Source organism: Pseudaeromonas pectinilytica (assembly GCF_054780855.1).
Window position 1 is genome coordinate 1 of the sequence record NZ_BAAGVN010000124.1, and the last position, 19907, is coordinate 19907.

Genomic DNA, 19907 nt, shown 5'->3' on the forward strand with positions numbered 1-19907 from the left:
TTTTTGCGATTAAATCAGATCACAAACGAAGCCTTTTTTCTATCTATTTCAATTGGTTGTAGCTAAAGATCCTGTACATGAAAAGCCTCTATGGTCGGAAATACCGATCCGCACTGATTTCTGACGCCTAACCCCCTTGGCCCGTGTCGCATCTTCCAGCGCCTTCATAAGATTGTGCCGTTTCATACCATCGTGGCCGGTACGGGCAACCCATGCCCCGTATGCCGTCCATATGGTCGAATCAGCGATCCGATGGTCGGCGCCGAACGTCAGACATTCATCAATGAACTGTTCGACGGGTGAGCCGCTCTGGATCATGTTTTCCAATTCGTTCCGGCTGCTCTCCGGTAGCGTGAAACGGCCTTGAGCCATCAATCGTTGTAACCCTTCTAGCGCCCAGACCGCTATCCCCGGCAGTTCAGTGATAAGCCTCTCGGCTAGGGTAGGATCTTCTTTACCAAGGAATGACCGATCGAACACAAGCGGGATCCAGCGGTTGCCTGTTGCGCCGCTATCGTCCCACATCGTAGGGACGCTGTTCGCGGCTAGCAGCAGCTTGCAATCTAGCGACCCCTGCCAAGTTTTTTGTGTGTAGAGTAATTTAACAGGGATTCTTTCGTTTGATGTTATAGCTTTAAACCTAGCCACAACCTGACGGGCGTTCACTTTCGCCGGGCTGGCTGCCTCAGAATCAATTGCCAATGCCCACTCTCGCATACTTGATAGGTTCTTATCGTCTGCCAACTCTGGTAACTGGAACGCCCCGGCAGCGCCCTGCAATAGCGCCTGCATCACGCGAATGATCGTGCCTTTACCAGACCGTGAAGGGCCGATCATGATTGCCGCCTTTTCGATGCCCAAATTGTCGCGGCACAGTGTCCAGCCCATGATCTCCTGTAGCAAGCCGATCCGCTCCGGTTCACTTTGAAAAATATCGGCCAGCCATGCCCGCCAGGTTGGCGCAACGGCGGTAGGGTCATAATCAACCGCAAGGGTGCGGCTGTTGGCGTTCGCCGGGTCGTGTGGTGCCAGGGTGCCAGTCTCGGGATTAAACGCGCCGCTGCTGAAAAAAACGGTCTTGCTCGGCGGGTTGAGCCGCCCCAGCATAGGAGCGATTAGCGGCAGCATGGACAAAGTGCCATCGAGACGGGATTTGTTCACTCTAATGCCCTTTGATTGATCGCTTTCCATCGCTCTAGCGACGTGACGCCTTAAAAGCAGGGGATCTACAGGCTCCCATTCCCGACCGTTCCACCAGTGAGGCTCTCCCTCGAATGTGGCTAGGCGTTGAAGGGCGGCACCATAAATAAGGCGGGCATCAGTTAGTTGGTCGTTCACCAACTCCGTGGGAGCCACATTCACCGCCTCGAACGGCATATAATCGCCCCCGGCAGTAGGCGGCTCGATTGGTTGTGCAAAGGCTTCGGCGGCGATAGTTGCGGTCAGGCGTTGCGGCTCGGATGCCCCTTTGCGCATACCGGATCGAACCGTTGCGGCGGCTTCACGCTCGGACAGTCCCAACGCCTTGGCCGTCTCGATCAGGCGAGTCTCTACCATTTCGCCCGGCAATTCTCCACCAGCCACATAATGGGCCAGGCGAACGGCTGCGGAGTTCAGCGAATCATTGCGGCCACCCTCCGGGCAGTCGGCCAGTTTGCCGATTACATCGTCTAACAGCACCAGGCCCGCAGGGGTTGGTTCAGTAGCAATCCGCACAGCAGCACACGGGCGGGACACTTCCGGGGCTTGGACTGGTAGAGGGTGGCGAACGGCCACGGGTAACGGTTGAACATCAGCAACGGTCGGGAATGCCGCAACTTTGCCGGGCTTGATGTATACCAAGCCGTTGCTGTTGCCCGTCTTAATATCTACACTCGGCAACCATTCCCCTGTTGATGCCTTTATATTTACAGTAGTTTGCAGACGGAATACCCAGTGAACGGATGACTTCCGGGCGCGTTCCTGCACCTTAGCCCGGTTCAACTGGTCAACGGTCAGCCCCAGCGCGTCGGCAATTTGCCCAACGGTTGCGGCTCCTTCCTTGTATCCGTCCAGGTCAATCAGCAGATAATCAGCAGGTAGCGCCACGGCTATGGCTTCGGCGCTTTGCCATTGCTTGGCAGTGCTCGGGTAAACCTGGCCGTCGATATAGCCGCCCAACGGCTGCATTTTGCCAGCCACACGGGCAGCCGGAATACAGCGCCATCCCTTAGCGGTCAGATCGTCGCGGATACCGTCCATCCATGTGACAACCTGGCAGCCAGGGCCAAACATATCACGGGTAAATTCCGCTTCGGCTCGGTTGGTATATTCGAGCCCTGCCACCAATTGGCCGTCTTGTTTGATTAAAAATCGCTCATTGACTAACGCGTCACGGTTTGAAATACTGCTCATGAAATCGAATCCTTTACTGGATTGACGCCCTGACAGTTCGCACCTGCCGGGGCGTTTTTATTTGTGGAATTGGCTAATATCGTCACGATTTACGCCCCGACTTGCTGCAAGGCGGATCAACCCTGGCTTCCCGTGGGTTGTCCTATCCGTTGGCTCGTTGGGCGGGCAGTTGGCCAGCCAGCCAAAGGCCGAATAATGGGGCATTGATATACATGCGACGGCCCACCATGCGGCTGCATCGTTCAAGGCCGGGGTGCTCGTCGCGCTTCCAGAAAAGGATCTTGATTTGGGAGGGTGAAAATTGCGGATAACGATTAGGGATCTCCCGTTGCGGGATCCAGTTATCCAGGTTTGTGATGAATTGTGTCAGCTCTTGGTCTTGCATGATCTTGTACCCCTGTGAACTTGGTCAGTTTGGTCGACTGCGGTTGTTACAGGGACACGATACGAGACGGATTTACCGGATAACGGTTATCCGGTAATAACTTTTTTCCATATTTTTCGGATTGCCGATAGAGAACGTGGTTCTGCCGACGTGGAGTAATCGTCGGGATCGAACACAAATTTACCGCCATCTTCAAACTCACCCTTTCCTTTGTCTACCATGAGATCCAGAACGCTATCCAAAGAAAGGTCAGGGTAGCGCCTATGATAATGCTCCAGTAGTGGTAGGTAATCGGCAGACCGTTTAGACTTGGCCCCGCCAGCCGCCTGCTTCGCTCTGACCGCTTCGGCCTCGATTTTTGGGGCGAAATGATCATGTTGCCACAGCATGGCCTTTTGCATTAACCCGCTAACAGCCGCTTCATTTTCGAATGCTGCTTTGTAGTCCCCGGCACGGGCGAATAATCCAGCACCGCCAACATGAACAAACAACGGATCCTGTTGCTTGGTTAAGATATAAGCAGCGGATGCGGGCGATACATCCGCCCAGCGTCCACAGAAAGCAGCCAATAGCTGATCGGGGCTGAGTTCTTCACCCAGCCACCCCTCATACATACCCAGAATATAATCGCGCTCGTCGTTATTCACTTGGCAATCCCTCCAAACACTCGATCCGTCAGCTTGGCTTTGTGCCCGTTGCACAGGTGGCTATAGCGTTGGGTCATGGTGATTGATTTATGGCCCAGCACTTGCGCGATTTCTAACAGTGATGCGCCATTCATGGCAAGGAGACTGGCGCATGTGTGGCGCAAATCATGGAAGTGGAAATCAGTAATCCCGGCAGCACTACGGGCAGCTTGCCACAGGTGATCGAAATAGTGGAACGGTTCGCCAAGGCGTGACGGGTGCGGGAACACATAACCATTGCCCACTTCCCGAAAACTGGCCAGCTCGGAGATAACTGCATCGGTCAGCGCCAGGACGCGCTGATCGCCGTTCTTGGTCGTGTGAAGGTGTGCGGTTCGGGCTTTCAAATCGACGTCAGACCATTTCAGGCCGATCAGCTCGCCCCGTCGGGCTCCGGTCGTGATAGCCATCAAGATCAGCATGTAAAGACGGGGCCACTCTGACGCCTTGGCAGCATCGAGCAATCGCGGCAGTTCGGCATCCGATAAGAAGCGAGTCCGGGCGTTGTCCTCTGATTGCTGCTTAACTTCGCGGCAGGGGTTCACCTTGAGGTCATGCTCGTCGCATATGAATGCAAACACGCTGGATAATGCTGCTTTGTAGCGGTTGAGGGTGGCGGGCGCTTTACCTTCTGATTTGAGTGTATCCAACGCCGCTTTGATATGCTGCCGGGTGACTTTGCCGACGGGTTTATCACCAAGACGATCAGCCCACCAGCCGAGACGATGGAACACGTTTTGATCTCGGCCAGTGTGCTGATCGAGATATTCGCGGATGGCTTTGGAAAGGGTGAGAGTGTTTAGTGTGTAATTACTCAAGCCGTGCGCGAAACTATCATCCACAACGACAAGCGCTGCGAATTTTTCCGCTTCTTTTTTGAGTTTGAATGATTTGGACACACGACGGCCGTCGCGCATGAACTCGACTCGGTAGGTAGTGCCCTTGGCACCTTTGCGAACTTGTATCTTTGCCATTTTGTTGTTACTCCGCCTTGTTACGCCATGGGGGCGTGTAGATAGGAAGTAACAACCGCAGTTTTAGCACCACTTTCGCAACGCTAACCTGTTGACCAGACAGGCTTTTCAAATGGTGCCCGGTGCCGGAATCGAACCGGCACGCCGTTGCCAGCGAGGGATTTTAAATCCCTTGTGTCTACCGATTTCACCAACCGGGCATCGGAATCAGTACAAGACTGAGAAATTGGAGGCGCGTTCCGGAGTCGAACCGGACTAGGCGGATTTGCAATCCGCTACATAACCGCTTTGTTAACGCGCCTTTGAGAACTTGGAGCGGGAAACGAGACTCGAACTCGCGACCCCGACCTTGGCAAGGTCGTGCTCTACCAACTGAGCTATTCCCGCTTTACAGACATTGTCTGCAGAAGACCGGCGCATTATACGTAGAGAACTCCGCGGGTCAAAACAATTTTTACTACTCAGCTTTCAATTGCTTAGCAAATCGGCAGTTGTCTTGCTGATTCGTTTGTCTCGGCCATGAAGGCTGTTGAGGAATAACGCGGTTCGCTTAATAGACGACGGGCACAGACAGCGGAGGTGAACTGTGATACTGTGTATTTTTACAGCATTCATCAGATGACTGAGGGAGACTATCGATGGACGAATTACACACGCTGAACGACTGGTTACATCACTTTCGCAAGGCCAACAATCGTACCAATCTGGATGCGTTGATTGTGTCGGCGCGCCGTGCACAACCCAGCAGTTGGCCCATCATTGAGCAAGCGGCTGAACATCGGGAGGCGGAAATTAATCAAGGTGAGCAGTTTCCTATTGGCTCGTAGTGCGTAGCCTGGAACGCCGGTGCGAGTCGTATACGCGGCCGCCGGCACCCTGGCTAACGGATCCGTCATTAGCATCCATAACATCCCGCTAGGCGTCTATTCAAGACGTTGCACCACAGACTTAGTTTCTCTTCGAGCCATTTGCCCGCTTTACTGTAAGGCAAGCCAAGGCTTGTCGTTATGCCATTGGATACACCATTCCTCGACCGCAGACGCGGGCATCGGCCGCGCGATCCCATACCCCTGAACTAGATGGCAGCCCAACAGGCGCAACTGCTTGCCGTGGGCCATGGTTTCGACCCCTTCGGCGATCACCTGGCGGTGAAAGACATTCGCCAATTGGATCACGCCCTCGACGATGCCCAGATCATCGTTGTCGGTCAGCATATCGCGGACAAAGCTTTGATCGATCTTCAAAGTATCGATGGGCAGCTTGCGCAGATAGGTCAAGGACGAATAGCCGGTGCCAAAATCGTCGAGAGCAAAATGAATTCCCAATTGGCGGCAATCCAGCAGGATCCCGATGGCCTGCTCCATATCGGCAATGGCGGCACTCTCCAGAACTTCCAATTCAAAATGTTCAGGTTTGACCTCGGGATGCTGGGCCAGTGTCGCCTGCAGATGAGCGAAGAATCCGGGTTGGAGCAGATGATTGGCACTGACATTGACACTGACGGTCATCTGTAACCCTGCTTTATGCCAAGTGGCGGCTTGTGCCATCGCCGTGCTGATCACCCATTCGCCGAAGGTCGTCTCCAGATGGCTGCCATGGAGATGGGGCAAGAAGTCCGCGGGAGTGAGCAGGCCCAGCTCGGGATGTTGCCAACGGATCAATGCCTCGACGCCAATGACCCGGCCATCGTCCAAGTCCACCTTGGGCTGGTAGAACAGCACAAATTCCTGGTTCAGCAGCGATTGATGCATGGTTTCCAGGTATTTGCGATGGGTTTGCGCCTTGCGATCGCTTTCCGGATCGAATAACTGGTAACGGTTTTTCCCCGCTTCTTTGGCCTGATACATGGCCTGATCGGCATGGCGCAGCAGGGTATCGGGATCTTCATTGTCTTCCGGGTAGAGAGTGACCCCGATGCTGGCCGAGATGGTGATCTGGACGCCATTGGCGCTGACGGGGTCGCCGATCGCGGTCAGTAAACGATCCAGGATCAGGGTGCAGTCTTCCGCCGACGCGATATCGGCGAGCAGGATCACGAATTCATCCCCACCGATCCGCGAGAGGGTATCTTCGTTGCGCAGAACCGTCAGCAGATTGCTGGTCACGCCGATTAACAGGTGGTCACCGACTTCATGGCCGTAGCGGTCATTGATGGCTTTGAAATTATCCAGATCGAGAAAGCAGATGGCGCAGGACTTATGATGCCGCACCGAGCGGATTATGGCTTGATGTAGCCGATCCGACAGCAGGCGCCGATTGGGGACTCCGGTTAACGGATCATAGTGGGCGACCCGGTCGAGCTCGAATTCATGGGCTTTGAGTTGGGTAATATCGGAAAACAGGCCCACATAATGCAACAGTTCGCCTTGGGCATTGCGTACCGTCGAGATGGAGAGCAACTCGGCATAGACTTCACCATTTTTGCGCTTATTCCAAATTTCACCGCGCCAGAAATCGTGCTCATGTACCGAGTGCCACATCGCTTGGTAAAAGGCGTCATCATGTTGCCCAGAGGAGAGTAGGCTGGTTGGCTGGCCAATCGCTTCTTCGGCCGAGTATCCAGTGATCCGGCTGAATGCCGCATTGACCTTGGCGATGAAATTATCCGGATTGACCACCATGATGCCTTCATAGCTGCTTTCGAACACCACGGCCGCTTCCTTTTGCGCCTGTTCTAGGATCTTGCGCTCGGTAATATCGGTGTGGGTGCCGGACATCAACAGCGGATTGCCCTGTTCATCCCTGGCGACGATGCGTCCACAGGAGAGGATCCAGCGCCAGCCGCCGGCCTTGGTACGACAGCGGATCTCGACTTCATGACTGGGGATTTCGCCGCGCAAATGACGCTCGATCGAGTCTCTAGCCATTACTAAGTCATCAGGTTGCACCAAGGCTCCCCAGTTCTCGGGGCGGACGTCCATCTCTCCAGGTTGATAACCGAGCATGGTCTCCCAGCGTGGGCTGACCACGAATTCGTTGGTCTGTAGATCCCACTCCCAATACCCCTGATCGGAGCCTTCAATGACCCGGGCGAGCTGCTGCTCGCGTTCCAGAAGTGCCTCTTCGGCTCGCCTGTGTTCGGATATATCGGATAAGGATCCAATCAGGCGGGTTGCCTCGCCGCTGGCATCGCGGTGTACCGCGCGCCCCAGAACTCGCATCCAGCGGATCAACCCACTCTTGGTGACGAGACGAAAGGTGAAATCCAGACGGCTGGTCTCGCCACGACGATGTGCATTGATATGGTTGAGCACGCCCTCCCGATCAACTGGGTAGATCATGGTGGCAAAAAAGGTGAAATCATGGGTATCTTCGTCGGCGGAGTAGCCGGTGACCTCGTAATAACGAGGAGAGCGATAGACATGCTGGCGCGGAATATCCCAATCCCAGAAACCATCGCTCGTGGCCTCGACGACCAACTGCAGGCGTTCCTGGCTGGCCTGGAGCTGCAGGGCCAGCAATTTGGCATCGGTAATATCCTGCATGGTGCCATGCAGGTGATGGATGTGGCCTTGTGAGTCGGCGATGGCTTCGCCGCGAGCCGTGACCCAGCGATGCTCGCCGTCGTCGCGGATGATCTCCACATCACATTCGTAGCTCTGGCCGAGCTCTCGGCAACGGGTGACCAGCGGATCCAGCTGCTGCCAGCTCACGGCCGTGAAGTAACGTTGCACCTCCGGATAGTCAGCGGCAGGGAGCTGGCTATCCCGGCCAAAGATCTGGTAAACCTCATCGGACCAACGGGGGATCCCGGCTTGCAGATCCCATTCCCAGTTCCCCACCTTGGCAAGGCGCTGGGCCTGCCGTAATGCGGTCTCACTGGCTTTGAGCGCATCCTGAGCCTGCTGTTGACGGGTAATGTCCCGAGAAATACCGAACAGCCCAATGACGGCACCACTCTTATCCAGTACCGGGCCCTTGGTCACCATAAACACTAGCGACTGGCCGGTCTGGATGTTGAGGTGCTCGACATGGGTCTGTACCTTGCCAGCCGCCATGATGGCGGCGTCGGTGTCGCGCAAGCTCTGCGCCGATTCCTCGTCAAATAAGGCGCTGTCATCAAGACCAATCAGTTGCTGCGGTGTTTTGCCGACAAAGGCGGAGGCAGCAGCATTAGCCATCAGATAACGGCCTTGCCGATCCTTGATAAAAACCGCATCGGAGGTGCCGGTGACAATGGAGTCCATCAACCGTTGATTCACTTCCAAGGTGGCGATGGAGCGTTGGAGCAGGGCGCTGAGAATACTGACCGCAATGCCGTTGACCATCAGAAACACCCATTGCAGGTGCACATAGGACGGGGACTCGAAGACATGCAGTGCGGGCTTGGCCAGCAGGTCAATGCCCAGACACAACAGCGCCGTGGCCAGCAGACCCGGTCCTAAGCCCCCGATCAGGGCACTGAGGATGATAGGCAGCATAAACAGGATCATCAGGGGTTGTTGGCTTAACTCGAGGGGGATCGCCATACGCAGCGCCAACATGGAAAGCGCTATCGTGATGGCAAAGCCATAGATTAACCAGCGCGATTGCGCGCCATGGTGGATGCCGATCGAGATGGCCTCCAGGAGCGCGCTGCGAGGCCCAGCACTGTGATCAGGAATGGCTCGTAAGGCAAAGTAAAACAGCGCCGCCGTCGCTACGACAAAAAAGATCCCCTTGACCGTCGATAATTCGACCACAGCGTCAGGGCTGGTCACCAACATCAGCAGATGATCGGAGAGGAAGATCCACACTAAGGCCAGGACAAGGTAACTGCTGACCGCCAACAGGATGAAGCGATTGCGTGGCGATTTAAACATCGGTTTATCACCTCTCAGGGCTACTGACGACGCGGTCCCTGACTGACCCGCAGCTGTATTGAACACCGGCTGTGAATCATCAATCACGATCAACCGATGGCATCTGGGTCGTCGAGACCGTCAGCCTGCACGTTGAACGCGTCAGCCATAGAATGACGTGCTTTGAGTGTACATTCCGTGCTCGAAGATGGGAATAATGATGAAATTGCTGTGGAAACAATCACATTTATGCAGATTACCCCTGTTGATGCTAGGTGTATGGGGCGGTGTAGGCTGGGTGGCTGTCATCGGATGGAACCCGGTGACAGCCACAAGTAGACCGCTATGTCTAGCGTGGGCTCAGCAGTTGTTCGACGTCTGCGATGACCTGCAAGGCGGCCAGCGGGCCGCCCACCGAGGTCCAGAGTGAACCATCGACGCGGCCATAATGGCCGCGCTGGATGGCCCCCATCTGACGAAATGCCGGGCTCTGCGCCGCTTGCTCCATGGCATCCACCGCCTCACCACTGGTGCTGAGTGTGCCAATCACCAACCAATCGCCATCCAGACGGGCTAGCGATTCCAGGCTGAGTGACGGCGAGTGGGTATGGCCCGGCTCTTGTTGCTGGGGCGGGCGCACCAATCCCAGTTGCTGGATCACCCGACTGGCAAAGGCATCCCGGTGCATATAGGCCGGCCCCTTCGGATTCCAGCGCACTATGCTCAGACTCTCACCCTGCTGGGATGCCAGCTGTTGCCGGACTTGGGCCAGCCGAGCCTCATAGCGCGCCATAAAGCTCGTCGCTTCGGCTTGCCGGTTGAGAATACCCGCGACCCGGTGCAGCGTTTCCTGCCAGGGCGCACCCCAGTTGGCGGTGACCAGAGTCGGCGCTATCTGGTTGAGCAGGGCCAGTTGCTCCGGCTTTAGTGGCCCGGTGAGGATAAGATCCGGCTCCAGGGCCAGTACCAATTCCAGATTTGGATTATCCAGCGCGCCGATGGAGGGCACTTTCTGGCCGCCAGCGGCTGCCAGATAACGGGGCAGTGCACTCTGCCCTCGGCCGTTGACGGCTCCAATCGGCGTGATGCCCAGGGCGAGGGCAATATCCAGATCGATTTCACTCAAGGTCACCACTCGGCTTGGGTGATCCGGAACCTGATGGACTTGCCCCAGGGCATCGGTGACCGGACGCGCTTGGATCGGGCCTGAGAGCAGAGAGCCAAACAGGGCGAGAGTTAACAGTCGTTGCCAGCGGTGGAACACTAATTTCAGCATGGAATTTCCTTGGTCGTGAGCTCAGGGGACAGGGGGCGACGGCGTGGGACTATGACAGGTGCGGCATCGAAGGGTGCCTGAAGAATGTCCACCTCAGTGCCATATAACTGTTCGATCAGCGGTTTGTTTATCACCTCGCGCGCCGGACCCCAAGCGGCGATCTGGCCGTCCGTCAGGGCCAGTAACTGATCGCAATAACGGGCGGCGGCTCCCAGATCATGGATCACCATCAACACAGTCTTGCCGAGCTGGGTCATCTGATGGATGGCTTCGAGCACATCGGCCTGGTGGCCCAAATCCAGTGCACTGGTTGGTTCATCCAGCAAGATCAGCTCGCTGTCCTGGGCCAGGATCATGCCGAGCCAGGCACGTTGCGCCTGTCCGCCGGATAAAGAGGCGACCGGCTGCTGCCAGATGTTGGCTAATTGCAGGCGATCCCGAGCCGTGGCGACCAGACGGCTGTCTTCGTCACTCCACTGCCGCAGCCAGCTTTGATGGGGATAGCGACCATATTGCACCAACTGATCCACCCGTATGCCAGCGGGCAGCAGCGGACGCTGGGGCAAGTAGGCTAACTGCCGAGCCAGGGTCTTGTGGGCATACAGGGGTAAGGGCTGACCACCCAAGCGGATGGTTCCGCGATCCGGGATCTGCTGGCGAGCCAGCAGTTTCAGCAGCGTCGATTTGCCGCAGCCATTGGGGCCGACGATCCCGACCAGTTGCCCGGGCGCCAACTGAAAGCTGATCCCTTGCAACACCGTTTTTTGCGGGTAGGAGAAATGCAAATCTTCAACATCAAGCAACATTAGTTGTCTCCGGAGGGGCGGCGGCGCAGCAACAGACCGAGTAGTAATAAGCCACCGAGCAAGCGTGTCATCAGCCCGGTCGGCAACTCCTGGGGATAGGCCAGCAGCCGGACCAGGGTGTCACTACCGAGCAGGAGTAAGGCACCACACAAGGCGGCCAGCCACAGTGGGGCTCCCGGTTGCCGCAGCAGGCTGGTGGCCATAATGGGGGCGGCCATGGCAATAAACACCACAGGCCCGCCGATCGCAGTTCCCAACGCGGCCGTCAGAATGGCCAATCCCAGCACCGAAAGTTGCAGTGGTACCATCATCAATCCCAGACTGCGGGCACTGGCCGGATCGAGCAGCAGCAAGGTCAGCGGGCGCTGCAGCATGATCAGCAAAGGACACAGCAGCAACAGAGACAGCGACACCGGCTGCAGCGTGTTCCAGCCCTGGCCTGCGAAGTGGCCCATCGACCACAGATACAGGCTGGCCAGATGGACCAGTGGTTGGCTCGACATCGCCAATTGTCCCAGCGCATTGAACAACTCGGACAGCGCAATACCGATGACCACGAAGCGATAACCCTGCTCGCCCGGATCCCGGCACAAGGCATACAGGGCTGCAGCGGCAAGCACCGAGCCGAGGGGGGCCGCCCACCAGGGCCAGCTGCCAATACCCAACTGGATGGTAAACAGTATGATGGCCAATGCGGCGCCCTCATTGACCCCGACCATATCGGGAGTCGCCAAGCGGTTTCGGACCAGCGTCTGCAGCAGACAACCGGCGATACCGAGCGCGGCACCTGCCAGCAGGACAGCGCAGATCCGGGGGAGGCGGATGCCATGGATCAGCAGCTGCGGCATCGCCGGGCCACGCTGCAGCAGGCCATTCCAGATCTGCTCCGGTGTTAACCAGAGGGTGCCAACGCCCAGTGCCAACAGGGACGCGATGGCCAGTAGCAGCGTCAGCAGGGCGCCGAGCAGCAGGCTGCGGCGGGGTAACAGCAAGGCATAGGGGCCTATGCGGAGTAGGAGTTGTCCTGCAGGGATGAACCGCGATGTTGTCATGCCGCTCTCCCGGTTAACCAGGGGGTGCGGGTCCGCCAGACCATGCCGATCAAGACCGGTGCGCCCACCACGGCCAGCAAGGTGCCATCGGCCAATTCAAATGGCTGGATCAGCCAGCGCGCCAGAATATCCGCCACTAACAGCAGTAGTGCGCCCGTCAGTGCAGAAAACAGCAGCTGGCGACCTAAGGCAACCGGAGCAACTTGCCGCGCCAGCACAGCGGCCAGTAACCCCAGAAAGCCGATCGGTCCGGCTAATGCCACCGCACTCCCGGTCAGCAGGGTGACGACCAGCAGGATGATCAGGCGGACCCGCTGCGTGGCGACGCCCAGAGCGCGGGCCTGAGTATCACCCATCTGCATCAGGCTCAGGCTGCGGCACACCGGCAGGATCAGCAGCCAGGCCAGTAATACCACCGGCAGCAGAAACAGAAGGGCGGCCATTTCGACTGCTGCGACCGAGCCCATATCCCAGAACCGGAACTGATCCAGCACCGCTTGATTAGCCAGTAGCAGGAAACTGGATAGGCCGCTGAAGATGGCGTTCAAGGCGACTCCCACCAGGATCAGGGTCAAGGGTTGGCCTGCGGATAGTAACGAGCCCAAGGCCAAAACCAGCAGGTTGCCCAGCAGCGCCCCCCCGGCGGACCAGAGCAGATAGCCGAAGGTGGAGCTGATGCCGGCATAGGTCAGCCCGAGGATCAGACCCAGAACCGCACCGGCATTGACGCCGAGGAGTCCGGGCTCTGCCAGAGGATTGCGGGTGGCACTTTGCAGCAGAGTTGCCGCCACTGCCAGGGCACTGCCGACCAGCACGGCACAGAGCGTCCGAGGCAAGCGCAGTGTGTACAGAATCATGGTCAAGTGAGGATTGCTGTGTAAGGCGGTATCGCCACCCAGGTAGCCGAATAAGTAGCCGAATAATTCGGACAGCCCATATTCGCCCGCACCGACCGCCATGGATAACAGCATAAAACTACCAAGCAACAGCAAACCGACACTGGCCAGCCTTCGATGATGACGATGCATGAAACACCTCACGCGACATAGGGAGCAGGTCTGCGGCCACCGGAGTGGCCGCTTGCGGGGTTACAGTTGGTAGGCGAATCCTGCGGTCACGGTCCGGCCTTGCAGCACGGTATCGGCGGCGGTGGCGACCTCATCCCGTTTGGTATTTGTCAGGTTGTTCATGCCCAGTTTCAGCGTCAATGGCTGGATGGGGTTGTAGTTGGTACCCAGATCCAGGGTATGGAATGCCGCACTCTTCTGGTTGGCATTCGCCGAGGCCACATAGATCAGCTGGCTACCGGTGTATTGGTAGCGGCTGAAGGCGTTGAGGTTGCTCAGCACTTGCCAGTTCAGAGTCAGGTTGGCGGTGTGCTCGGGGGTTTGCAGCAACTCCAGACCCGTGGTTTCATCCTTGGCTTTGACGAGTGTGTAGTTGGCATCCAGTTTCACATTTTGGGTAACATCGACCCAGGGCATGAACTCAATCCCGCGCAGGCGCGCTTGGCTGATGTTCTGGTAGGTGAGGATCGGTGCGCCGGGATTGGTCTTCCAGCTCTGGCTCTGGATCATATCTTCAATCTGGTTATCGAAGGCGGTAATGCCGGCTCCCCAGCTTGCATCCTGATAGGCAGTCCCGAGCTCATAACTGAGGGCGGTTTCCGGTTTCAGATCTGGGTTCCCGACCACCACACAGCGACCCCGACACGCGGTGACACTGTAGTCCTCGTCGGACTGTGCCAGAGTGGGCGCCTTGAAGGCTTTGCCGACCCCGCCCTTGACGACCCAGCGCTCGGTCAGGTTATACAGGGCATAACCCCGCGGGCTGAACTCGCTGCCGTAGGTGTCGTGGTGATCCAGTCGCCCGGCGAGGGTCAAGGCCAGATCGCCAATGCCATATTCATCCTGCAGGTAGGCGGCTTGCTGGTCGACTTTGGCATCACCGGACTTCAGGTTCATGGAATGTTGCAGTTGTGTCTGCCGGTACTCGGCACCGGTCGTCAGCAAGTGGTCGCCGAGCAACGTGCTGAGCTGGCCATCCACCGTATGATTCTGCTGGTTAATGTTGCCGATGGCGCCATTGAGCTCGGAGTCATCCATCAGATCGACATCTTCATAGAAATAACGCAGTTGGCTGTTGCCCGCTTGCCAGCGTCCATTGTGAGTCAACCCCAAGGTGACGCGATCCATCTCCTGGCGGTTGGTCGGTGTGGCACCGTAGTTGTTCCAGTGCGCCAGGCGATCATCGCGAGTCAGACTGGCATCCAGGGTAATATCTTGTCGCTCGTCGAGCAGATATTTCAGTGAGGAGAGCAGGCTGCTGCGCTCTTGTTTTTCGCTGGCATCAGCGTTCGGGTTGGTCGATTGTTCGCTCTTCCAGGCATCTTTATGCTTTTGCTCGACAATGACCTGACCGAGCAATTTGTTGTCGATCAGGGCGCCGCTCAAATAGCCGCTACCATCGTGCAAATCGCCACTCTGACCGGAGGTCGGTTCCTGATAGGCATATTCCAGAGCGCCCTTGGTCTTGGCGGTTGGCTCGCGCAGGATCACGTTGATCACCCCGCCGAGGGCATCCGCACCATACAGGGACGAGATGGCGCCACGGATCACCTCGATGCGCTCGACGGCAACCATGGGGATCGATGACAAGTCGAAATCGTTGCCATACGAGGAGCTCAGGGCATCGCGAGAGTTGATACGGCGGCCATTGATCAGCAGCAAGGTGTAGTCACTGTCCATGCCACGCAGTTTGATTTCACTGCGGCCATAGCTGGTGGCCGGATTGACATTGACCCCAGGCAGGGACTTGATGGCATCGCTGAGGTTGGTGGCGGCCAGTTGATCCAACTGCTCCCGCGTAACCACAGAGACGCTGGCCGGGGCGTTCAATTCGGTATGTTCGGTCTGACTGGCCGTCACCACCACGCTCTCGGCGGTAGCCTCCGCGTCAGTATTGGCCATGGCGAGGCCAGGCAGCAGGGTGGCGCATACAATCGCTTTGGCCAGCGTGTTTAGTCGATGAGCGGGGTTGGTTGAGGGCAGCACATTAGACTCCTTGCAGGTGTGTCTTCTACACGAAAAAATGAAATTGACCGTCCCGTTGTCGAGATATGCCGGAGAAAGGTTGCCGGGATCGGACGGGTCATCCGGGAGCTGATCGCTTCCCTATTGGAACGCCAGGATATTATTGATAATGGTTCTCACTGTCAACGAATGTTCTATTTCGTTGTTATTGCGTAAAAAAATGCAAATAAGCCTGCTGCTTAACGTGGGGGCGTGGAGTCTCAATGAGCAGGGACATGAATGTACAAACCATGTGCGAACCATGTATGAACCGGCCACGGCGGTTTAGCCACGGCGGTGTGGCTACGTCTACTCGATGTAACAGCGCTGGGTAGGCTTGGGTCTATGGCGAAGGGTTAGCGCTCTGGACAGCTCGATGTTGGCAACCGGTAGGTTTTGAGTCGGAGAATGTGCACTGTGGTGGCAACTCCGATCAGCAGCAGTATGACGGCCAACGGCCACCAGTGCGCAGGAACGGCCACCACGGCGGAATAGCCCAGTGATAACCACATGACGAGCAGAGTCATGACTTTGGCACGCAACGGCATGCCATCGCCCGCGCGATAGCGTTGGATGTAAGCCCCAAACAGCCGGTTGTGGTGCAGCCAATGGTGCATGCGCGTCGAGCTGCGCGCAAAGCAGGCCGCAGCCAGCAACAGAAATGGCGTGGTGGGTAGCAACGGCAATAGGGCGCCCAATAGACCCAGCCCGACACACAATAAACCGGCGATGAGAAATAGCAGACGCACCAACTGGTGACGCTCGACCTTAGGTGGCGAGCTTGCAGTGGCTGAGGCTCTTTCAAGCGGAGCTGGTTTGTTGGCAGTTGGCATCACAGGTATTTCCGGGTCAGTACATTGCTGGGATCCCACCGGGTAGAAGCGGGCAGGTGAACCGGCAATATGCGATTAATTCTCATCTTGTCTGTGCTGAGCATATGGCCTAACGCCACGGGTTGCCACTCTTTGTTGCGCTCGTCCCATCATTTATTCAGCCTAGACCGAAGAGGGCGGATAGAAAAAAGAGAGCGGATAGAAAAAAGAGAGCGGATAGAACATAGCGGTGGTGCTCCCCGTTGCTATCCGCCCGCCGTGTTTAGCCTTTTGCTGCTTGCCGTCCCAGGGCCTCGGCGGTCAACTGCGAAAGCCGGCTTAGTTGCTGTCCCTGGCTGTCGAAGTTGTCTGCAGCCAACCACTGCTGGTAGCAGGGCAATAACAGCGGCCACTCCCGATCCAGAATAGAGAACCAGGCGGTATCGCGGCTGTGCCCCTTATCGACTCGCGCCTGGCGGAAGGTGCCTTCGTACAGGAATCCCAGTCGGACGGCCGCTTGCCAGGAGGGGCGATTCAGGGCGTTGCACTTCCACTCGTAGCGGCGATAGCCTAGTGAAAATGCATACTCCATCATCAGCACCATGGCGGCGGTTGCCAGTCGAGAGCGCTGCAGGGCCGGTGAAAAATGCAACCAGCCCACTTCCACACTCCCGGCGGTCGGATCAATCCGCAGGTAGCTGGCCAATCCCAGCGACTGGTTACTGGCGGTGTCAATGATGCTAAAGAACAGCGGATCCTGTTGCTGACTGATGGTGTGCAACCACTGCATAAACGCCGCTTGATCGACAAAGGGCCCTGAGGTCAGGTAAGTCCAGAGCGAGCCATCATCCAGAGCAAAGGCTTGCCAGAGATCCTCACCGTGCACCAGAGGATCCACTGGCTCCAGACGACAGCCCCAGCCGGTCAGCACACAGCGTTGCGGATAGGGGCGTGGTTGCCAATCGGGGATCGGAGCCCCCAACGGCTGACCCCAGGGGTTGATATATGAGTTAGCATGCACAACCGATCCCTCCATCCGTCAGTTCACCGGCTTCCAAACCGGTGGCAATCGCAAAGCCATCCTGGCGCCACCAGTGCAGGCCACCGATCAGCTCCTTGACCTGAAATCCCAGTGCCGCCAGCTTGTAGGCGCCACGGGTTGAGCCGTTACAGCCGATGCCATCGCAGTAGCAGACATAGAGCGTCTGCCGATCCAGTGAGGCGGTACTGCTGGCGTTCATGGTGCGATGAGGAAACGAGATCGCGCCGGGAATATGGCCGGCACTGTAATGTTCGGTCGAGCGGGTGTCGATGACCACAATGCCTGGCTCTCGGGCCAGAAGATCGGCAGCCAAGTCAGCGGGATCGGTACGAAACTGCAGTTGATGCTCAAAAAATCGGGCAGCGTCAGCGGGTAGCGCCAAGCCGGAGGAGCGAACAGCACTCATGGAAAACTCCTTATGAATTCGTCATTGCCTGTGACAGGAAACGGGGTAGCTATTCATAACTCTAGCGGCATAATGTACTGGTTAAACCAACCAATTTTGCAGTAATGAGCAGACCAATTTTGGTTCGCTGGTTGGGGCATCATGTTGGATCACCCTCTACCGTGGAGCCTTTGATGTCCGCCTTGCCCACTCTGCTTGCTCATCCTTCACTGGCCGATTTGCCGCTGCATGAACGTTTGGTGCGGGCATTGCGCACTGCCATTTTAGAGGGACACTTGCTGCTGCACAGCCGGTTACCGGCCAGTCGCGCTCTGGCCGAGGATCTGGGCGTATCCCGCAGCACGGTGGAGTTGGCGTATAGCCGACTCGAGGCCGAAGGTTATCTGCAACGGCGCATGGGGGCTGGAACCTTTGTGGCGCTGGCGGCGCAACCGCAACCCAAACGGGCTGGCGTCGCAGCAGCAGGCTTGTCCTTGCGTGGGCAGCGTATTCTGGATGCCGGACTCTGCCGTGATCCGGTTGGACTGCTGGAAACCTTTGGCTCCGGACAGGGGGATCCGCGGGTTTTCCCCCGGGATATTTGGGGCAGCCTGATGCAACGGCACTGGAAGCGGCAGGCGCCGCGCTTGATGAGCTATGGCGATCCGCAAGGATTACCGGAGCTGCGCGCCGCCATTGCCTCCTATCTGGTGCAATCGCGAGGCCTGATCTGTGCGCCTGAACAGGTGTTGATCCTCACCAGCTCGCAACAGGGGATCCAGCTGATTGCCCAGTTGTTGATCGATGCCGGTGACAGGGTGTGGCTGGAGGAGCCGGGCTATCTGGGCGCGCGCAGCGCCATGTTGAGCGCCGGGGCCGTGGTGCATCCGGTTCCGGTCGATGGCGAGGGGATCGCCCTGGCCGCGTCGCACCCGGCGCCCCGACTGATCTACACCACGCCCTCCCATCAATATCCCCTGGGTATGGTGATGAGCCTGCCCCGTCGCATGGCGTTGCTGGCGGAGGCGGAGCGACACAATGCCTGGATTTTGGAGGATGACTACGATGGTGAATTCCAATACAGCCCCCATCCGCTACCGGCCTTGCAGGGACTCGATCAACAGGGACGGGTGATCTATGTCGGCACCTTTAGCAAGTCTCTGTTTGGCTCATTGCGGCTGGCCTATCTGGTCTTGCCCTCTGCTCTGGTCGAACCCTTTGCCCAAGCCCGAGCGGCGTTCGATGGCCACAATAATCAGCTGTTGCAAGCCGTGACTGCCGATTTTATCCAGGAAGGACACTTTGCCGCCTACTTGCGTCAGGTTCGGCCCTTGTATCGCAGCCGTCGTGATCTGCTGTGGTCCGAACTGGCCCGGCATTGTCCGGCGCTGACCCCGCTGCGAGCGGATTCCGGCTTGCAGTGCGCGGCCCTGCTACCGCGGGGTGGGGAGTCCCGCTGGACATCGTCCGGCAATGCCTTGGGGTTGGGATTACGGCCATTGAGTGGCTGTTATCTGGGCGCCGAGCGTCAGGAAGGCTGGTTGTTGGGCTATGCCGCCGTCGGCAACGCCCGGTTACTGGAGCTGTGTCGTCTGCTGGGGGAGGTCATGGCGCGTTAGCACTGTTGATTCATCAGGCCTGGGGTGAGCAGGAATTGGAGCAGGAGGTCCGTACCGCGGCGGCGGGCGGAGCCGTCAGAGTCGGGGGGATATGCAAAAACGCTTTGATGGCGTCGACGACAGCCGGGTGAGCACTGATATGCGGCAGGTGCCCTTGCGCATTAATAATCGATAATTCGCTGTTGGTAATTTGATTATTCAGATAAGTAGCGACCTGCAGGGGCACAAACACATCATTTAGGGATTGAATAATCAAGGTGGGAGTGACCACACTGGGTAATCTATCCCGGAAGTCTGAGTTTAATATCGACGAGAGAACTGTCAGCATAAATTCCGGCTGAAATGAGCGAATGGTTTGCGCAAAATAAATTGATAAATGTGGTTTGTCATGATTGGCCATGGCGGATGAAGCAAAATCAATCACCCAGTCATCAAAATGATGGGTCACGGCTTTGTAAATATTATTAAGATCTGCCGATGTAAAGCCACCTGAATAATCAGGGTGATTGAGATAACAGGGCGAGGCGCCGATCATAATCAGACCTGATTACCATCGAGACTCAGCCAGCTTCAACAGGCGTTGTGGCATTGGAGCCGTTCGACAGCCGATCCTGACCAGTTCCA

General features: G+C 57.3%; 16 protein-coding genes and 3 tRNA genes. 2 read left to right on the forward strand and 17 right to left on the reverse strand.

The window, feature by feature from the left end; all coding sequences use genetic code 11:
- Positions 1 to 48: 48 nt before the first annotated feature.
- From ACYVG7_RS08905 to ACYVG7_RS08935, 7 genes are all read right to left on the reverse strand, one after another.
- On the reverse strand, positions 49 to 2394 hold the full coding sequence (locus ACYVG7_RS08905; protein ID WP_460882795.1) for a phage/plasmid primase, P4 family: 2346 nt from the start codon (positions 2392 to 2394) through the stop codon (positions 49 to 51).
- Between the two features lie 142 nt (positions 2395 to 2536).
- Positions 2537 to 2779, reverse strand: a complete 243-nt coding sequence (locus tag ACYVG7_RS08910) for a hypothetical protein (protein WP_460882796.1) — start codon at positions 2777 to 2779, stop codon at positions 2537 to 2539.
- An 86-nt stretch (positions 2780 to 2865) separates the two neighbouring features.
- Positions 2866 to 3426 carry a hypothetical protein gene (locus ACYVG7_RS08915; RefSeq protein WP_460882797.1) on the reverse strand — a complete coding sequence of 187 codons (561 nt, stop codon included), beginning with the start codon at positions 3424 to 3426 and terminating at the stop codon, positions 2866 to 2868.
- Complete coding sequence (locus tag ACYVG7_RS08920) at positions 3423 to 4439, reverse strand: tyrosine-type recombinase/integrase (RefSeq protein ID WP_460882798.1); 1017 nt, start codon at positions 4437 to 4439, stop codon at positions 3423 to 3425. Before ACYVG7_RS08920 ends, ACYVG7_RS08915 begins: the two co-directional genes overlap by 4 nt.
- Positions 4440 to 4552: 113 nt before the next feature.
- Positions 4553 to 4639, reverse strand: a tRNA-Leu gene (locus ACYVG7_RS08925).
- Positions 4640 to 4666: 27 nt separating this feature from the next.
- A tRNA-Cys gene (locus tag ACYVG7_RS08930) sits at positions 4667 to 4740 on the reverse strand.
- A gap of 10 nt (positions 4741 to 4750) precedes the next feature.
- A tRNA-Gly gene (locus ACYVG7_RS08935) sits at positions 4751 to 4826 on the reverse strand.
- Positions 4827 to 5077: 251 nt separating this feature from the next.
- Here ACYVG7_RS08935 and ACYVG7_RS08940 point away from each other — a divergent pair.
- The gene (locus ACYVG7_RS08940; RefSeq protein ID WP_460882799.1) at positions 5078 to 5266 is read left to right on the forward strand and encodes a hypothetical protein; all 189 of its coding nucleotides are present in this window, start codon (positions 5078 to 5080) and stop codon (positions 5264 to 5266) included.
- A 150-nt stretch (positions 5267 to 5416) separates the two neighbouring features.
- On the opposite strand, the gene ACYVG7_RS08945 is transcribed toward ACYVG7_RS08940, so the two are convergent.
- The 9 genes from ACYVG7_RS08945 to ACYVG7_RS08985 form a co-directional block, all read right to left on the reverse strand.
- Complete coding sequence (locus ACYVG7_RS08945) at positions 5417 to 9241, reverse strand: sensor domain-containing protein (protein WP_460882800.1); 3825 nt, start codon at positions 9239 to 9241, stop codon at positions 5417 to 5419.
- Positions 9242 to 9569: 328 nt separating this feature from the next.
- The gene (locus tag ACYVG7_RS08950; protein WP_460882801.1) at positions 9570 to 10496 is read right to left on the reverse strand and encodes an iron-siderophore ABC transporter substrate-binding protein; all 927 of its coding nucleotides are present in this window, start codon (positions 10494 to 10496) and stop codon (positions 9570 to 9572) included.
- Positions 10490 to 11302 carry an ABC transporter ATP-binding protein gene (locus ACYVG7_RS08955; protein ID WP_460882802.1) on the reverse strand — a complete coding sequence of 271 codons (813 nt, stop codon included), beginning with the start codon at positions 11300 to 11302 and terminating at the stop codon, positions 10490 to 10492. Before ACYVG7_RS08955 ends, ACYVG7_RS08950 begins: the two co-directional genes overlap by 7 nt.
- Positions 11302 to 12354, reverse strand: a complete 1053-nt coding sequence (locus tag ACYVG7_RS08960; RefSeq protein ID WP_460882803.1) for an iron chelate uptake ABC transporter family permease subunit — start codon at positions 12352 to 12354, stop codon at positions 11302 to 11304. Before ACYVG7_RS08960 ends, ACYVG7_RS08955 begins: the two co-directional genes overlap by 1 nt.
- Entirely contained in the window at positions 12351 to 13382 is a 1032-nt protein-coding gene (locus ACYVG7_RS08965) for a FecCD family ABC transporter permease (RefSeq protein WP_460882804.1), read from the reverse strand. The genes ACYVG7_RS08960 and ACYVG7_RS08965 overlap by 4 nt, the downstream gene beginning before the upstream one ends.
- A 60-nt stretch (positions 13383 to 13442) precedes the next feature.
- Positions 13443 to 15407: a TonB-dependent receptor domain-containing protein gene (locus ACYVG7_RS08970; RefSeq protein WP_460882805.1), complete on the reverse strand. Its 1965-nt coding sequence runs from the start codon at positions 15405 to 15407 to the stop codon at positions 13443 to 13445.
- A gap of 374 nt (positions 15408 to 15781) precedes the next feature.
- Entirely contained in the window at positions 15782 to 16258 is a 477-nt protein-coding gene (locus tag ACYVG7_RS08975) for a YbaN family protein (protein ID WP_460882806.1), read from the reverse strand.
- 262 nt (positions 16259 to 16520) lie between these two features.
- Positions 16521 to 17258, reverse strand: coding sequence for a GNAT family N-acetyltransferase (locus tag ACYVG7_RS08980; protein ID WP_460882807.1), 738 nt, complete (start codon positions 17256 to 17258; stop codon positions 16521 to 16523).
- A complete protein-coding gene (locus ACYVG7_RS08985; RefSeq protein ID WP_460882808.1) occupies positions 17248 to 17685 on the reverse strand; it encodes a rhodanese-like domain-containing protein in 438 nt (145 codons plus the stop codon). Before ACYVG7_RS08985 ends, ACYVG7_RS08980 begins: the two co-directional genes overlap by 11 nt.
- Before the next feature lie 173 nt (positions 17686 to 17858).
- Between ACYVG7_RS08985 and pdxR the strand changes: the two genes are divergently transcribed.
- The gene (gene pdxR / locus ACYVG7_RS08990) at positions 17859 to 19283 is read left to right on the forward strand and encodes a MocR-like pyridoxine biosynthesis transcription factor PdxR (RefSeq protein ID WP_460882809.1); all 1425 of its coding nucleotides are present in this window, start codon (positions 17859 to 17861) and stop codon (positions 19281 to 19283) included.
- A gap of 13 nt (positions 19284 to 19296) precedes the next feature.
- On the opposite strand, the gene ACYVG7_RS08995 is transcribed toward pdxR, so the two are convergent.
- Complete coding sequence (locus ACYVG7_RS08995) at positions 19297 to 19818, reverse strand: alpha/beta fold hydrolase (RefSeq protein WP_460882810.1); 522 nt, start codon at positions 19816 to 19818, stop codon at positions 19297 to 19299.
- Positions 19819 to 19907 lie beyond the last annotated feature (89 nt).

Coding starts and splice junctions, on each gene's coding strand:
- ACYVG7_RS08995 (WP_460882810.1), bottom strand. CDS start 19,818: ATGATCGGCGCCTCGCCCTGTTATCTCAATCACCCTGATTATTCAGGT.
- ACYVG7_RS08950 (WP_460882801.1), bottom strand. CDS start 10,496: ATGCTGAAATTAGTGTTCCACCGCTGGCAACGACTGTTAACTCTCGCC.
- ACYVG7_RS08975 (WP_460882806.1), bottom strand. CDS start 16,258: ATGCCAACTGCCAACAAACCAGCTCCGCTTGAAAGAGCCTCAGCCACT.
- pdxR (WP_460882809.1), top strand. CDS start 17,859: ATGTCCGCCTTGCCCACTCTGCTTGCTCATCCTTCACTGGCCGATTTG.
- ACYVG7_RS08920 (WP_460882798.1), bottom strand. CDS start 4,439: ATGGCAAAGATACAAGTTCGCAAAGGTGCCAAGGGCACTACCTACCGA.
- ACYVG7_RS08940 (WP_460882799.1), top strand. CDS start 5,078: ATGGACGAATTACACACGCTGAACGACTGGTTACATCACTTTCGCAAG.
- ACYVG7_RS08960 (WP_460882803.1), bottom strand. CDS start 12,354: ATGACAACATCGCGGTTCATCCCTGCAGGACAACTCCTACTCCGCATA.
- ACYVG7_RS08965 (WP_460882804.1), bottom strand. CDS start 13,382: ATGCATCGTCATCATCGAAGGCTGGCCAGTGTCGGTTTGCTGTTGCTT.
- ACYVG7_RS08945 (WP_460882800.1), bottom strand. CDS start 9,241: ATGTTTAAATCGCCACGCAATCGCTTCATCCTGTTGGCGGTCAGCAGT.
- ACYVG7_RS08910 (WP_460882796.1), bottom strand. CDS start 2,779: ATGCAAGACCAAGAGCTGACACAATTCATCACAAACCTGGATAACTGG.
- ACYVG7_RS08905 (WP_460882795.1), bottom strand. CDS start 2,394: ATGAGCAGTATTTCAAACCGTGACGCGTTAGTCAATGAGCGATTTTTA.
- ACYVG7_RS08955 (WP_460882802.1), bottom strand. CDS start 11,302: ATGTTGCTTGATGTTGAAGATTTGCATTTCTCCTACCCGCAAAAAACG.
- ACYVG7_RS08985 (WP_460882808.1), bottom strand. CDS start 17,685: ATGAGTGCTGTTCGCTCCTCCGGCTTGGCGCTACCCGCTGACGCTGCC.